The organism is Rhizobium sp. A37_96, from assembly GCF_053521765.1.
This window is the reverse complement of sequence record NZ_JBNWDS010000001.1, coordinates 1230072-1245324: the sequence shown is the minus strand read 5'-3', so window position 1 is coordinate 1245324 and position 15253 is coordinate 1230072. Positions and strand designations below refer to the sequence as shown.

15 protein-coding genes are annotated in these 15253 nt (G+C 61.5%); 9 read left to right on the top strand and 6 right to left on the bottom strand.

The window, feature by feature from the left end; translation table 11 throughout:
- Positions 1–50: 50 nt before the first annotated feature.
- The gene (locus tag ACQZ6J_RS06025; RefSeq protein WP_449082617.1) at positions 51–767 is read left to right on the top strand and encodes a sulfate transporter family protein; all 717 of its coding nucleotides are present in this window, start codon (positions 51–53) and stop codon (positions 765–767) included.
- Positions 768–769: 2 nt separating this feature from the next.
- On the opposite strand, the gene nth is transcribed toward ACQZ6J_RS06025, so the two are convergent.
- Positions 770–1549, bottom strand: a complete 780-nt coding sequence (nth, locus tag ACQZ6J_RS06020; protein ID WP_449082615.1) for an endonuclease III — start codon at positions 1547–1549, stop codon at positions 770–772.
- 22 nt (positions 1550–1571) lie between these two features.
- On the opposite strand from nth, the gene ACQZ6J_RS06015 reads away from it, so the two are divergent.
- Together ACQZ6J_RS06015 and ACQZ6J_RS06010 are read left to right on the top strand one after the other, a co-directional pair.
- Positions 1572–2075 (top strand): DUF2244 domain-containing protein, encoded by a 504-nt coding sequence (locus ACQZ6J_RS06015; RefSeq protein ID WP_449082792.1) that lies wholly within the window; start codon positions 1572–1574, stop codon positions 2073–2075.
- 112 nt (positions 2076–2187) lie between these two features.
- A complete protein-coding gene (locus tag ACQZ6J_RS06010; RefSeq protein ID WP_163986861.1) occupies positions 2188–3060 on the top strand; it encodes a methylated-DNA--[protein]-cysteine S-methyltransferase in 873 nt (290 codons plus the stop codon).
- A 273-nt stretch (positions 3061–3333) separates the two neighbouring features.
- Here the strand turns inward: ACQZ6J_RS06010 and ACQZ6J_RS06005 are convergent, their stop codons facing one another.
- A complete protein-coding gene (locus ACQZ6J_RS06005) occupies positions 3334–4323 on the bottom strand; it encodes a sugar-binding transcriptional regulator (protein ID WP_449082613.1) in 990 nt (329 codons plus the stop codon).
- Positions 4324–4824: 501 nt separating this feature from the next.
- Here ACQZ6J_RS06005 and tal point away from each other — a divergent pair.
- Positions 4825–5790 (top strand): transaldolase, encoded by a 966-nt coding sequence (gene tal / locus ACQZ6J_RS06000; protein ID WP_163986859.1) that lies wholly within the window; start codon positions 4825–4827, stop codon positions 5788–5790.
- 343 nt (positions 5791–6133) lie between these two features.
- Here the strand turns inward: tal and ACQZ6J_RS05995 are convergent, their stop codons facing one another.
- The 4 genes from ACQZ6J_RS05995 to ACQZ6J_RS05980 form a co-directional block, all read right to left on the bottom strand.
- Positions 6134–7291: a CaiB/BaiF CoA transferase family protein gene (locus ACQZ6J_RS05995; protein ID WP_449082610.1), complete on the bottom strand. Its 1158-nt coding sequence runs from the start codon at positions 7289–7291 to the stop codon at positions 6134–6136.
- A gap of 1 nt (position 7292) precedes the next feature.
- Positions 7293–7838, bottom strand: coding sequence for a MaoC family dehydratase (locus ACQZ6J_RS05990; protein WP_163986857.1), 546 nt, complete (start codon positions 7836–7838; stop codon positions 7293–7295).
- Positions 7839–7869: 31 nt separating this feature from the next.
- Complete coding sequence (locus tag ACQZ6J_RS05985) at positions 7870–8706, bottom strand: amidohydrolase family protein (RefSeq protein ID WP_449082608.1); 837 nt, start codon at positions 8704–8706, stop codon at positions 7870–7872.
- A gap of 65 nt (positions 8707–8771) precedes the next feature.
- Complete coding sequence (locus ACQZ6J_RS05980) at positions 8772–9566, bottom strand: IclR family transcriptional regulator (RefSeq protein ID WP_163986855.1); 795 nt, start codon at positions 9564–9566, stop codon at positions 8772–8774.
- 180 nt (positions 9567–9746) lie between these two features.
- Here ACQZ6J_RS05980 and ACQZ6J_RS05975 point away from each other — a divergent pair, with 180 nt between their 5' ends.
- The 5 genes from ACQZ6J_RS05975 (at position 9747) to ACQZ6J_RS05955 (ending at position 15241) form a co-directional block, all read left to right on the top strand.
- The gene (locus tag ACQZ6J_RS05975) at positions 9747–11063 is read left to right on the top strand and encodes a type 2 periplasmic-binding domain-containing protein (protein ID WP_163986854.1); all 1317 of its coding nucleotides are present in this window, start codon (positions 9747–9749) and stop codon (positions 11061–11063) included.
- Positions 11064–11251: 188 nt separating this feature from the next.
- Complete coding sequence (locus ACQZ6J_RS05970; RefSeq protein WP_163986853.1) at positions 11252–12145, top strand: carbohydrate ABC transporter permease; 894 nt, start codon at positions 11252–11254, stop codon at positions 12143–12145.
- Between the two features lie 2 nt (positions 12146–12147).
- The gene (locus ACQZ6J_RS05965; protein ID WP_163986852.1) at positions 12148–13014 is read left to right on the top strand and encodes a carbohydrate ABC transporter permease; all 867 of its coding nucleotides are present in this window, start codon (positions 12148–12150) and stop codon (positions 13012–13014) included.
- 5 nt (positions 13015–13019) lie between these two features.
- Complete coding sequence (locus ACQZ6J_RS05960) at positions 13020–14117, top strand: ABC transporter ATP-binding protein (protein WP_449082604.1); 1098 nt, start codon at positions 13020–13022, stop codon at positions 14115–14117.
- A gap of 11 nt (positions 14118–14128) precedes the next feature.
- Positions 14129–15241 (top strand): mandelate racemase/muconate lactonizing enzyme family protein, encoded by a 1113-nt coding sequence (locus tag ACQZ6J_RS05955; protein ID WP_449082602.1) that lies wholly within the window; start codon positions 14129–14131, stop codon positions 15239–15241.
- Positions 15242–15253: the final 12 nt, after the last annotated feature.

Genomic DNA, 15253 nt, shown 5'->3' with positions numbered 1-15253 from the left:
ATGCAACCGCTTCCTAGGTCTCCGGTTGCCACCGAAACGGGATCGACCGAATGATTGTCCTTGCAGCGCGCCTTTCTCTTGCCAATCTCTTTGCGCCCGAGACGCGAAAGGTTTTCTGGAAGGTTGTGGGCCTGACACTGTTTGCGCTTGTCGCGCTCTGGTTCGCACTGCGCGGCGCATTCAATTCCTTCATCCTGCCCTGGCTGCAGGGCTTCATGCCGTCCACCTCGGACTGGACGGGCTGGCTTACGCTCTTCCTTGCCGTTTTTGCCGGTATCGCATTGGCACTGGCGATGGCGCTGCTGATCTCGCCCGTCACGGCGCTGATCGCCGGCCTCTTTCTCGATGATGTCGCTGAGGTCCTGGAGAAGCGGGACTATCCCGGAGATGCTCCCGGAACGGCCATGCCGATCGCCGCCGCCATGAAAAGCTCGGTGCGGTTTCTCGGCGTCGTGATCGTCGGCAATATCGTGGCGCTGTTCCTGCTGTTCATTCCGGGCGTCAATCTCGTCGCCTTCTTTCTGGTAAACGGCTATCTGCTCGGCCGGGAATTCTTCGAATTCGCGGCCATGCGCTTTCGCACGCCGGATGAGGCGCGGCAGTTCCGCGTCAAGCACGCCTTGACGGTCTTTTCGGCTGGCCTGGTCATCGCGGCGTTTCTGGCGATCCCGCTTCTCAACCTGCTGACGCCGCTGTTTGCCGCCGGGATGATGGTGCATCTGCACAAGCTCATATCGCGGCAGGAGACGGCCCTGAGAGCGCGGTAGTCCTAGGCGCCCGCCTGCGCACCGATGATCTGCGCCGGCAGTTCAACCAGCGGGGCGGGGATATCCCAGGTCTTTTCCGGCGACCGACAGAGGTCGGCTATGACGCAGCGTTCGCATTCCGGCTTGCGCGCCTTGCAGCAGTAGCGCCCATGCAGGATCAGCCAATGGTGGGCATGGTAGAGATACTGGTCGGGAATGATCTTCATCAGCCGCTGCTCGACTTCGTCCGGCGTCTTGCCGGGCGCCAGCAGCAGCCGGTTGGCAATGCGGAAGATGTGCGTGTCGACGGCCATCGTCGCCTGGCCGAAGGCCATGGACAGCACGACGTTCGCGGTCTTGCGGCCGACGCCCGGCAAGGTCATCAGCTCCTCGCGCGTCCGCGGCACCTCGCCGCCGAAATCGGTAATCAGCTTTTCCGACAGCGCCACGACGTTCTTCGCCTTGTTGCGGTAAAGGCCGATCGTCTTGATGTATTCGCGGATACGTTCCTCGCCGAGATCGAGCATCTTCTTGGGCGTGTCGGCAATGGCGAAGAGGGCGCGCGTCGCCTTGTTGACGCCGGCATCGGTCGCCTGCGCGGACAGCGCCACCGCGACGACCAGCGTGAAGGGATTGACGTGCTCCAGCTCACCCTTGGGCTCCGGCCGCTGGATGGAAAAGCGGCGGAAGATCTCTTCCAGGTCCGCCTTGGAATAAAGGCTCTTTACGGTCGGCTTGCGGCCTGCGGTCGCATTTGACTTTTTCGCGGTTTGGGCGCTGGATTTGATCTTAAGATTTGCCATGAACGACCTATACTCAAGTCCTATGACGGAACGCAACGCCGATACGGCGGCAGACGGCAGCAGGCCGGTTTTCGCCGCCGAATTGTTTCCCCATCGCTCGCTCGGACGAAAGGGGTTCAAGGTCATGCTCGCCTTGGCCGGCACCGTCTGCTTGTTCTACAGCATTCTCTTCGTCACGCGCGGCGCATGGCCGGTCGGCTTCTTCTTTGGCGCCGATTTCTTCTTGCTCTATGGCGCCTTCTGGCTCAACTACCGCTCGGGGCGCGTGCGCGAAGAGGTGACGGTATCGCGCACCAATGTTTCCATCCGCAAGTTCTCGCCGACCGGGCGGATGGTGGAACATCATTTCAATCCGTTCTGGACGCGGTTTCTGGTTCGCCGCCACCGCGAGATCGGGGTCGTGTCGATGCATGTCCGCGACAGAAGCCACGACACCGACGTCGGCTCCTTCCTCAATCCGGAGGATCGCGAGAGCTTTGCCAAGGCCTTCAAGCGCGCACTCGCCTCAGTCACGCAGCGCATATGAGCGCTTTCAGCAAAGCCGGCACAATCACATTTCCGCAGAGAGCCTGCTTACGCAAGAAACGGGTGGTTTTACCCCTTCTGCCGTGGTTTTCTCCTTTCCAAGGAGAAAGAACATGAATGCGATTGCACAGCTGAAGAAAGACATCACGCCGGAAGGTCAGGACTACGAGACCGTGCGGGAGGTCATCGAGCTCATTACCGAGGAGTATCGCGACCAGCCGTCGCTGGAGATGCTTGCCGAAAGGCTCGGCCAGTCGCCGACCCAATTGCAGAAGACGTTCACGCGCTGGGCCGGACTGTCGCCCAAGGCGTTCCTTCAGGCCGTCACGCTCGATCATGCCAAGCGGCTCCTGCGCAAGGAAGATCTGCCGCTGCTGGAAACATCCTTCGAAGTCGGCCTTTCGGGGCCCAGCCGGCTGCACGATCTCTTCGTCACGCACGAGGCAATGTCGCCAGGCGAATGGAAGGCCAAGGGCAGCGGGCTGGTGATGCGCTATGCGTTCCACATCTCCCCCTTCGGCCTTGCCCTGATCATGGTCACGGATCGCGGTCTCGCCGGCCTTGCCTTCAGCGACAGCGGCGATGAAAAGGCTTGCCTGGCCGATATGACCTGCCGCTGGCCGAACGCGCAGTTCATCGAGGATCCGCAGGCGACGGCGCCCTATGCGGCCCGCATCTTCGAGCGATCGAACTGGTCGAGCGACCAGCCGCTGCGGGTGGTGCTGATCGGCTCGGATTTCCAGCTGCGCGTCTGGGAAAGCCTTTTGAAGATCCCGATGGGTCGTGCCGTGAGCTATTCCGATATCGCAAGGGATATCGGCCAGCCGACGGCGATGCGGGCCGTGGGCGCGGCCGTCGGCCGCAACCCGATCTCCTTCGTCGTGCCCTGCCACCGCGCACTCGGCAAGAACGGCCAGCTCACCGGCTATCATTGGGGTCTGACGCGCAAGCGCGCCATACTGGGATGGGAATCGGGAGATGCTTGAGGGGTTGTTTTCGTAGGCTCGGAGTTTGCCGAGCCCGCATTAACCCCCCTCTGTCGCTGTCGCGATATCTCCCCCACAAGGGGGGAGATTGGTAACTCGCAGCGCCTTCTCGCGTCGAAGTAAACATCTCATCTGTTGAAATTGCTGCTTTTGCAGTTCCGATAGGCGGAACCACAAACTCCCAACGATCTCCCCCCTTGTGGGGGAGATGTCACGACAGTGACAGAGGGGGGTATACTTTCCCAAAATTCGGAGCCGATAACGGATCAGCCCTCAAGCCGCCTTCGCCATAGCCATCTGCAGCAGTGCCTTGGCGGCGCTTTCATCCGTGATCAACGTATTGCAGCCGATGCGCTTGATGGTGGCGCTGATCGCCTGGGCGCGGTGGGCGCCGCCGGAGGAAATGACGATGTGCTTCGCCTTCTTGAGCGTATCGAGATCCACGGACATCACCCGCTTGTTGATCGGATGATCGACGGAATTGCCCTCGGCGTCGAGGAAGTTGAACATGGTGTCGCAGACGCAGCCGGCCTCGATCAGTTCCTCCAGCTCGCGCTTCGAGATGAAGCCTTCCGAAAGCGAGGTCGATTGCGGGCCGATATCGCCGCAGCTGACGATGGCGAGATCGAGGTTCTCCGCCAGCCGGTAGATGGCTTCGAGGCCGCATTTTTCGATCAGATTGCGTTTGGTCTCGACGGAGTCGACCAGCAGCGGCGCCAGGAACATGTAGCATTCCGCGCCGAGCTGGCTGGCCAGGCGCCATGTATAGTCGATCGGATTGGTCTGGTGGACGGCGACGATGCCGCCGAGCAGGGAGACCACCTTGCAATTGTCGCGGCGGGGAGGGCGGAAGCTCGCGAGCGAGGCCGTCATCGTCCGGCCCCAGCCGACACCGATCGTATAATTGTCGGGGATGGCTTCCGTCAGGAACTGGCCGAGCGCCAGGCCGACGCTCTTTGCCTGCGCATTGACGTCGCCGTTCGTCGGCGCGGGGACGACGATCGCTTCGTCCAGCCCGTAGGTGCGTTCGAGCTTGATGGCCAGCTCGACGCAATCGTCGATGCCCTCGGTGATCCAGATCTGCACCTCGGCGCGGCGCATCGCCTCGTCCAGCAGGCGGATGACGGTGGTGCGGCTGATGCCGAGCTGCTCGGCAACGTCCTTCTGCGTCAGGCCCTGATTGTAATAGAGCCATGCGGCGCGAAGCCTCAGCGACGAGGTTTCCGAATAGGCGGTATGGGTTCCGCGTCTCAGTTTGGCCACAGGTCCTCCGGCAAGATTGTCGCCCGCGCCATTTAAGGTCATGATCCGCCCGGGATGCGAGATGTGGCTATGGCGGATGGTGGGAGCAGGCGAGATCGGCTCTTCTGCTGCCGATATTCTATGACATGAAACTTATGTCAATCGAATTGCACAAATGTCCTTGACTTTTCGGTGCGAGATTGCTGATAGTCAGCAGTGAGGAATTCGGTCTTGTCCAGTCGAGGAGGACAATGTGCGAGTGCTGCTCCGAGCAGGTGCCAGGCCGGACAGGGAGCCATATAGGGCGCCCGGTGCCGGCGGAAAGCTCGTTTTCGGAGTGTTGTCTCTTCACCGCTCGGCCGTTCACCGGAAATGGAACTTTCGCACTTTTTATCCCGTTACCGAAACATAGGAGAAGGAAGGCTGCATCCCTGACGCCTTCGAGCCCGTCGGATAAAAAGACGGAATACGCTGCCCGACATCTCCCATCCCCATGGGCCTCATTCAACAAGGATACCTGTTATGACTTCCAAGCTTGACCAACTCCGCGCCATGACGACGGTCGTGGCCGATACCGGCGATATCGAGGCAGTCGCTCGCCTGAAGCCGGTGGATTGCACCACCAACCCGACCATCGTGCTGAAGGCGCTCGGCACGCCGATGTTCGCCGATGCGATCAAGGAAGCCGTCGCCTGGGGCAAGAAGCAGGGCGGCGCGTCGGAAGCCGTCGTCCACGCCGTTGCCGATCGTCTGGCAATCTCGGTCGGCGCGGCGCTCTCCGGCCTCGTTCCGGGCCGCGTCTCGACCGAAGTCGACGCCGACCTGTCCTTCAACACCGAAGCGTCGCTCGCCAAGGCCCGCGCCATCATCGCCGCCTACAAGGAGCGCGGCATCGAGCGCGACCGCATCCTGATCAAGCTTGCCTCCACCTGGGAAGGCATCCGTGCCGCCGAAGTGCTGCAGAAGGAAGGCATCGACTGCAACCTGACGCTGCTCTTCAGCAAGGCCCAGGCCATTGCCTGCGCCGATGCCAAGGCATTCCTGATCTCGCCCTTCGTCGGCCGTATCCTCGACTGGTACAAGAAGTCGACCGGCAAGGACTACACGGCAGAGGAAGATCCGGGCGTCATCTCGGTTCGTGACATTTACCACTACTACAAGTCCAACGACATCAAGACGATCGTCATGGGCGCCTCCTTCCGCAACACAGGCGAAATCGAAGCGCTGGCCGGCTGCGACCGCCTGACGATCAGCCCGAACCTGCTCGACGAACTGTCCAAGGACGAAGGCAAGCTGGAGCGCAAGCTCTCGCCGGAGAACAAGGGTTCCGTCGAAAAGATCGCCGTCGACGAAAAGACTTTCCGCTGGATGATGAACGAAGACGCAATGGCAACCGAGAAGCTCTCCGAAGGCATCCGCGCCTTCGCCAAGGACCTCGGCACGCTGCGCGCCATGGTCAGCAAGGAACTGCAGCTCGCTGCTGCTTAATGCGACTTTGCTTCTCTCTTTAGGGGGAGCATTTCAATTGAGGGGGTGCCGTAGAGATGCGGCGCCCCTTTTTGTATTATCGAGGGCGCACGGAACTTTTGAGCATGGCGCAACCGCGATACCCCCCTCTGTCCCTGTCGGGACGTCTCCCCCACAAGGGGGGAGATTGGCAATCCGCAGCGTTGCCATCGCAAAACAACAGGCATCGTATCTGCTGAGCTACTTTGCTTCATCTTGTGGAGATGGTGATGCGCCCCAACGATCTCCCCTCTTGTGGGGGAGATGTCACGACAGTGACAGAGGGGGGTATCACAGGCGCGGCGGATGCGAGGCCGGAGATGACCTACCCAATAAACTCCGCCCTGACCTTGTCCGACTCACTGCCGATCGTCGGCGCCGCCAGGCTATTCTTGGCTCTGACGCCATTCACCCGGATCGGGCTTGCGGTCGTGCGCACCGACACGCCGTCGTCGCGCGTCACCGTCTGCAGCATGTCGAGCTGGCGGAAGGCCGCACTTTGCAGCAGCTTCGGCCAATCCAGCACCTCTGCCGCCCAGATATCGGCGGGCTCCAATATGGCGAGCCATTGCTGAACCGTCTTTTCCTGAAGACGGCTGGCGATCAGGCTCTTGATCTCGTCGCGGTGCTGGAAGGCACCATCAGGCGTGTATTCGGCAAGGATCGGCAGATCCAGCAGCGGGGCGAGTTTCGACAGGGGCATCATCGCCAGCGCCAGCCAGCCATCGGTGCAGCGATAGACGCCATAAGGCGCGGCGAGATAGGCGTGGGCATTGCGCACGGCGGATTTCTGCGGCAGGCGGCCGCCGTCGTTCAGGTGCGTCGTCAGCACCTCGAACTGGAAATCGACCAGCGCTTCCAGCAGGCTCGTCTCCACATGCACGCCGAGGCCGGTGACGCCGCGTCGCACGAGCCCGGCGAGAATGGCCTGAACCAGCAGATTGCCGGCCAGCATATCGGCGACGGCTAGCCCGAAGGGCACCGGGCCGTCATCCGCCTCGCCGTTCAGCCACATGACGCCGGAGCGGGCCTGCGCCAGCAGATCCTGGCCGGGAAAATGGCGCCATTCGTTGTCGGGGCCGTATCCGGTGATGCTGCCATAGACGATGCGGGGATTGATCGCGGCAACGGCGGCGTAATCGAGGCCGAGCCTTTCGATGACGCCGGGGCGGAAGTTCTGGATGACGACGTCGGCCTTGGCAATCAGCGTCCGCAGCTCCCGCAGGTCGTTTTCGTCCTTCATATTGACGGCAAAGCTTTCCTTGCCGCGGTTGATGGCGTGAAAGAGCGTGGAATCGCCGCCGATTTCCGTGTCGCTGAGATAGAGCCTCCGGCAGAGGTCGCCGCCGTCGGGCCGCTCGATCTTGATGACGCGCGCGCCGAGATCGCCGAGCCGTAGGGCCGCCATCGGGCCGGCAAGAAACTGGCTCATGTCCAGCACGACGATGCCGGAGAGCAGGCCCTCTTCGTTTTTCGTATTCATGTCAGGCTTTCAGCGGCGGCGCGTCCGACGGCCGGCCGTTCTTGTAGCGCACGGTCTGGATATGCTCGCAATAGAGCACCAGCTCGCCTTCGCCCTTGAAGACTTCGTAGGAGGAGCGGATCAGGCCGAGCTCGGCATATTTCGGCTGCTTATCGAGATTGGTGCGGATGGTGTAGATCGTATCGCCGATGAAAGTGGGCTTGATGAAGCGCAGCTTATCGTAGCCATAGGAAAAGGCGTTGACGCAGTTGGTGGCGACGAGACCCAGGCCGGCGGAAAAGACGAAGGCGCCGGCGACGAGCCGCTTGCCGAACAGGCCCTCGGTTTCGGCGAAGATCTGGTCGCTGACGTAAGGGTGCATGTCGAGCACCAACGCGTTGAACTGCTGCGACTCGCCCTCGGAGATCGTGCGACGCAGGGAGCGGATCCTGTGGCCGACCTCGAAATCCTCGTAGAACCAGTTTTCCGCGTTCCAGACGGGGATTTCGGCGTGATCGGCCGGCATGGTCTTCGGATAGGTGCTGGATACGCCGACGGTGGCGGTCATGGCTGTGTCTTTCGCTGGAAATCCTCCGGTCTCAAAGAGACCAGAGGCGCTTGGCATTGAGATGATAAAGTCTGTTGCGTTCGTCAGCGCTTACGCCTTGCATCAGCGCATGGGTGGCGGCGACCCAGGTGGAGAGATTGCCGCCGAGCGTGCAGACCGGCCAGTCGCTGCCCCAGATGACGCGATCCCAGCCGAAGCGCGCGATGCAATGTTCGACGAAGGGACGCAGCGTTTCCGGCGTCCAGTCATCGGGGTCGGCATAGGCGACGACGCCGGAAATCTTCACGGTGACGTTCGGCCGCTTCGCAACTTCGGTGATGCCCGAAGACCAGCTTTCGCTGAGCCCGTCCTTCACGGCGGGTACGCCGCAATGATCGAGGACGAAGCGGATATCGGGATTGAGGTCGATCAGCGCGATCGCCTTGGATATCTGGTGCGGCAAGACGCAGAGATCAAAGGTAAGGTGGGTGTTGCCGAGCCGCTTCAGGTTTTCGCGAAACAGAGCGCCCTCGGAGACATTGTCAGGCACGACATGCAACACCCGCCGGAAACCTTTGACGAAGGGGTCGGCGAGCATGCGTTCGAGATAGGCGGGGAAGCCGGCGCTTTCGGGGCGGCAGGCGGCGATAACGCCGCGCAGCAGGCTGCCGGGCTCCCGGCTCAGGCCTTTGACGTATTCCGTCTCCCGTTCGATATCGTCTTCGGCGACATCGACTTCCATGTGAAGCGTATCGGTGATCCCGAGCCGCCTGGCCTCGCGCGCGTAGTCCTCGTAAAGGCTGTCGCGATTAAGCGGGCCAGCGTCCGCCAGCCAGGGGTAGGCGAGGTGTTTCCGGTCGACGATGTGCAAATGGCTGTCGAAAAGCATGGCGTTCCTCCCATACCTGCTTGCTCAACATATACTCACAGAAGAATAGTTTATTCAAATAAAAATTAAAGCTCGGCCTTGTCGACCGTGCCGGCCACGGTTTCGGAAATTTCCTTTGCCGCCTCCCGCACATATTGGATGACTTGATCGTAAGTGGGCGCCTTGGGGTTGACGGGCTCGATATAGGGGCAGGTGAGCGCGGCAAGCCCATTGCCGTCCATGGCCAGGACCGGGGCGGAAATGTTGCGCACGCCGCTCGTCTGCAGGCTGTCCATGGTCTCATAGCCCTTTTCGCGGATTGCCCGCAGCTTCTCCTCGAGATCGGCAGGGGGCTCTTCACCCTCCTGATCCTGCTGGCGCCGCTGTTCGTTGATCATCATCTGGCGCTGCTTGTCGTCGCGGAATGCCAGGAGGATGTGGCCCGACCCGGTATTGTAAAGATTGATCTGGGCGCCGACGCGGATCGAGATGCCCCAATAGGTCGGTGAATCCTGCTGGGCGATGACGACCACCGAGCCGCGGTCGTAGATCGCCAGATGGCAGGCCTGCTCGGCGCGGTTGGAGAATTCGCGCATCAGCGGCGTGGCGAAGGACACGAGCCGACGCACCGGCGCATGATAATGCGCCAGACCGAAGAGTTTGAGGGTCAGGTAGAACCGATCGCCGTCCTGCCTTTGCACATAGCCGCGCCGCACCAGGCGATCGAGCATGCGGTAGAATTCGTTCGGGCTCTTGTTGAGCGCCTTGGCGATTTCCGCCTGTGTCAGGCCGCCGTCGATCGTCGCCAGCAGCTCCAATATGTCGAGCCCCTTGTCCAGGGCCGGCGCGCGATAGCGATCACTGTCGTCTTCCACACTCATCAGCAAGTCCCCCATGCGAAGAAACATGAATCATCATTCATATATGAATGAATGCATTTTACAAGCGCGCGATCACGGCTTGACGGCCAATGAATAAGATGTTTACTTATAAATCATTGATCCATATTTGGGTCGAGAGGGGAATCGGACAAGGGGTCCGATCTTAAGGGAGGAACTTCGATGAGGAATTGGAAGGCCGGTCTCGCTGCCGGCACGATGGCATTGCTTGCCGGTACGGCGGTCTTCGCCGCCGATCAGCCGGGCAAATTTCCGGGTGTGACGATCGACGCCAAGCTCATCGGCGGTCAGCAATACGAGCCGCTTTATGCGCGCATTGCCGAGTGGGAGAAGGAAACGGGCGCCAAGGTCAACATTCTCTCCAAGAAGAACCACTTCGAGCTCGACAAGGAAATCAAGTCCGACATGGCCTCCGGCAGCATTTCCTGGTGCGTCGGCTCGAACCATTCGTCCTTCGCGCCGCAGTATCCTGACCTTTACACCGATCTTTCCAAGCTTCTGCCGAAGGAAGAAATCGACAAGTACGTCGAATCGACCATCCAGGCCTCGACCATCGACGGCCGCCTGATCATGCTGCCGCGCGCCCAGTTCGACGTTTCGGCGCTCTACTATCAGAAGAGCCTCTATAACGACGAGGCCAAGAAGACGGCCTTCAAGGCGAAGTACGGCTACGACCTCGCGCCGCCGAAGACCTGGAAGGAAGTCTCCGATCAGGCGACCTTCTTCTCCAACCCGCCGAACTTCTTCGGCACGCAGTTCCCCGGCAAGGAAGAGGCGATCAACGGCCGCTTCTATGAAATGCTGGTCGCGGAAGGTGGCGAGTATCTCGACAAGGACGGCAAGCCTGCCTTCAACTCCGAAGCCGGCGTGCGTGCGCTCGACTGGTTCGTCAACATGTACAAGGTCAAGGCGGTTCCGGCCGGCACGACCAATTATCTCTGGGACGACCTTGGCGCCGGCTTTGCTTCCGGCTCCGTCGCGCTCGATCTCGACTGGCCGGGCTGGGCGACCTATTTCAACGATCCGAAGTCCTCGAAGGTCGCCGGCAATGTCGGCGTCGTCGTGCAGCCCGTCGGCTCCTCCGGCAAGCACACCGGCTGGTCCGGCCATCACGGCTTCTCGGTGACCGAGGCCTGCGCCCACAAGGATGCGGCCGCTTCGCTCGTCCTGTTCCTGACGAACGACGACTCACAGAAGCTCGAAGCCGCCAACGGCACGCTGCCGACCCGCAAGGCGGTCTGGGATTGGGATATCCAGCAGGCGGCTTCCGACCCCTACAAGAAGGAAGTGCTGAGCACCTTCCAGGAATCGATGAAGTACGCCTTCCCGGTTCCGCGCACGCCGCAATGGATCGAGATTTCCAACGTCGTCTATCCTGAACTCCAGGCCGCCATCCTCGGCGACAAGACGTCCAAGGAAGCGCTCGATACCGCAGCCCAGAAGGCCACGGATGTCCTGAAGGACGCAGGCGCGCTCTAAGCCACGCAATCGAAGTCCCGCGCATTCGACCGCGCGGGACTTCCGCAATCTGACTTCGAGAATGGCTTTCGATCGGCACCGCAAGAGGCCGGTCTGTTCAGCCGGTTTTCTGCCGGCTTCTCGGTCCCAGGTAATTCATTCCACGCAGTCCGGGCCACGCTGCCGAGGAATGCCGACAGGTGCAAACCATGCTCAAAAGAATATCTCCACCGGTCCTGCTTCTTCTTCCGGCGATCATCGTCCTTGCGGCCGTGGTGCTGTTTCCGTTGCTTCTGTCCTTCTATTCGAGCTTCACGCCGTTTCGCCTGACCCGGCCGGCGACGCTCTTTACCTTCATCGGCCTGCGCAACTACATCCGCATCCTGACGGATCCGGTGTTCCTGGCTGCTTTCGTGCGGACCGTCGTGCTGCTGACGATCGCGCTCAATCTGGAAATGCTGCTCGGTCTTGGATTGGCCCTGCTGGTCAACAAGGCGACGCACGGCAAGCGCATCCTGCGCACGCTGATGATGTTCCCGATGATGTTTTCGCCCGTACTCGTCGGCTTCCAGTTCAAATTCATGTTCAACGACAATGTCGGCATCATCAACAATGCCCTGCAGTCGCTCGGCATTACCAATGATGCGATCCCCTGGCTGATCGACGGTAATCTGGCGCTGCTGTCCATTGTCATCGCCGAAGTCTGGTCTTCGACATCGGTCTTCGCCATCCTTATTCTCGCCGGCTTGCTTGCCATGCCGCAGGAGCCCGTCGAGGCCGCCAAGGTCGACGGCTGTACGAGCTGGCAGACCTTCCGCTATGTCACCTGGCCGTTCCTGATGCCCTTTGCCTTCATCGCCATGACCATCCGTTCGCTCGACGTCGCTCGCGCCTACGACATCGTCAAGATCATGACCGATGGCGGCCCCGCGCGGCGCACCGAGCTGATCTGGACGCTGGTCGGGCGTACCGCCTATGCCGATGCGCAGATGGGGCTTGCCAACGCCATGGCCTATGTCTCGATCATTCTGTCGATCGCCTTCACAGTCTATTTCTTCCGTAAGCTGGCGCTTGCCCGCACCCAGATCGGAGCGGAGTGGTAATCATGGATCGCAACGCTCAACAACGCCTGCATCGCCGTATCGGGAAAGTCGTCTATCTCATCGGCCTCTTCATCGCGATGCTCATCATCTGCCTGCCGGGCTTCTGGATCATCATCAGCTCGCTGCGCCCGACCGTCGAAATCATGGCGAAGCCGGCGGTCTGGATTCCGCAAGAGCTTTCGCTGGAAGCCTATCGCTCGATGTTCAGCGGCGTGGGGCAGGGCGGCATTCCCGTCTGGGAGTATTTCCGCAATTCGCTCGTCATCTCCGTCACCTCGACCGCCATCGCGTTGGTGATCGGCATGTCCGGCGGCTATGCCTTCGCCCGCTTCCGCTTCCGCGGCAAGTCGGCCGTGTTCCTGGGGCTGATGCTGACGCGCTCGGTGCCGGGCGTAGCGCTCTCGTTGCCGCTCTTCATGGTCTATGCGCGGCTCGGCATCATCGACACGCATTTCGGCCTGATCCTCACCTATGTCGCGCTGAACGTGCCCTTCACCATCTGGCTGATCGACGGCTTCTTCCGGCAGGTGCCGAAGGATCTGGCGGAAGCCGCGCAGATCGACGGCTGCACCCGCTGGCAGGCCTTCTGGCAGGTGGAATTCCCGCTTGCCGGCCCCGGCATCGCATCGGCAGGCATCTTCGCCTTCCTTACCTGCTGGAACGAATATGCCCTGGCCTCGCAGCTGACGCGCTCCGTCGATTCCAAGACGCTGCCCGTGGGCCTGCTCGACTATACGGCCGAATTCACCATCGACTGGCGCGGCATGTGCGCGCTCGCGGTCGTGATGATCATTCCGGCGCTCGCTCTCACTTTCATCATTCAGAAGCATCTGGTGTCGGGTCTGACATTCGGTGCGGTCAAAGGTTGATCTTCATGGCTCAGGTTTCCCTCAAAAAACTCGTGAAGCGCTACGGCGCTCTGGAAATCGTCCACGGGATCGATCTCGATATCGCGGACAAGGAGTTCATCGCGCTCGTCGGCCCGTCCGGCTGCGGCAAGTCGACGACGCTACGCATGATCGCCGGCCTCGAAGAGGTCTCAGGCGGCACGATCGAGATCGGCGACACCGTCGTCAACGACCTGCCGCCGCGCGACCGCAACATCTCCATGGTGTTCCAGTCCTATGCGCTTTATCCGCATATGACCGTGCGCGAGAACATGGGCTTTTCGCTGAAGATCGCCAAGCAGCCACAGGCCGAGATCGACCGGCGTGTCAACGAGGCGGCTGCCATTCTGAGCCTCGACGCCCTGATGGATCGTCGCCCGGCGCAGCTTTCCGGCGGTCAGCGCCAGCGCGTCGCCATGGGCCGCGCCATCGTGCGCCAGCCGGAAGTGTTCCTGTTCGACGAGCCGCTGTCGAACCTCGATGCCAAGCTGCGCACGCAGATGCGCACCGAGATCAAGAAACTGCATGCCAAGGTGCAGTCGACCGTGGTCTATGTCACGCACGACCAGGTCGAAGCCATGACGCTGGCCGACCGCATCGTCATCATGCGCGACGGCTATATCGAGCAGGTCGGCACGCCGGACGAGGTGTTCAAGAAGCCCGCCACGCGCTTTGTCGCCGGCTTCATCGGTTCGCCGCCGATGAATATCGAGGAGGCCACCGTGAAGGCGGGCGAACTCGTGTTCAAGAACGACGACCGGCTGCCGCTGCCAAGCCAGTTTGCCGGCAAGGTCAAGGAAGGCGAGAAGGTCGCCTTCGGCCTCAGGCCCGACGATATCTTCCCGACGGGTCACGGTCTGCATTCCGGCACGGAATCGGCCGTATACGAACTGACGCTGCCCGTCGCCATCACCGAGCCGCTCGGCAACGAGACGCTCGTCTTCGTCGAATTCGCCGGGCGCGAATGGGTGACCCGCATGCTCAATCCGCGCGCGCTGAAGAGCGGCGAACGGCTGAAGATGAGCTTCGACCTCAGTCAGGCGCACCTCTTCTCCGTCGAAACCGGCAAGAGCCTGGCAAACTAAGGAGCCGACTCATGGCACGTATCGAAAAAATTGAGCTGCGCATGGTCGACCTGCCGCCGAAGGTGAAGCGGACGGATGCGATCCAGAGTTTCGTCAGCCAGGAAACGCCCATCGTCACCATCACCGACAGCGACGGCACCGTCGGCACCGGCTACAGCTATACGATCGGCACCGGCGGCTCGTCCGTCATGCGGCTGCTGTCCGACCATCTGGTGCCGCTTCTGATCGGCGAGGATGCCGATCGTATCGAGGCGATCTGGCACAAGCTGGAATTCGCCACTCACGCGACGACCATCGGGCCCATCACCGCGCTGGCGCTCGCCGCCATCGACACGGCGCTGTGGGACCTGCGGGCCAGGAAGCAAGGCCTGCCGCTCTGGAAGCTCGCCGGCGGCGCCAAGGACCGCTGCCCGCTCTACACCACAGAGGGCGGCTGGCTGCATATCGAGAAGGAAGCCTTGGTCGAGGACGCCCTGCAGGCGAAGGCCAAAGGCTTTTCCGGCTCGAAGGTCAAGATCGGCAAGCCGCACGGATCGGAGGATTACGACCGGCTTTCGGCGATGCGCCTGGCGCTCGGCTCCGGCTTCGAGATCATGACCGACTGCAATCAGGGCTTTACCGTCGATGAGGCGATCCGCCGCGCCGCGCGGCTGAAGGAGCTGGACCTCGCCTGGATCGAGGAGCCGCTGCCGGCCGACGATCTCGACGGCCATATCCGGCTGACGCGCTCGACGCCGACGCCGATCGCGGTCGGCGAATCCATGTATTCGATCCGGCATTTCCGTGAATATATGCAGAAGGGCGCCTGCTCGATCGTCCAGGTGGACGTCGCCCGCATCGGCGGCATCACGCCCTGGCTGAAGGTGGCCCATGCCGCCGAGGCCTTCGACATTCCGGTCTGCCCGCACTTCCTGATGGAGCTGCATGTCAGCCTCGTCTGCGCCGTGCCCAACGGGAAATATGTCGAATACATCCCGCAGCTCGACGATCTCACGACGAAGGGGATGGAGATCGTCGATGGCCGGGCGCTGGCTCCTTCCGAGCCCGGTCTCGGCATCGCCTGGGACTGGGAGGCGGTGAAGGCGCGCTCGATTGGCGAATTCACGCGGGAAATCCACGGCTGAGGAGGAACGCGC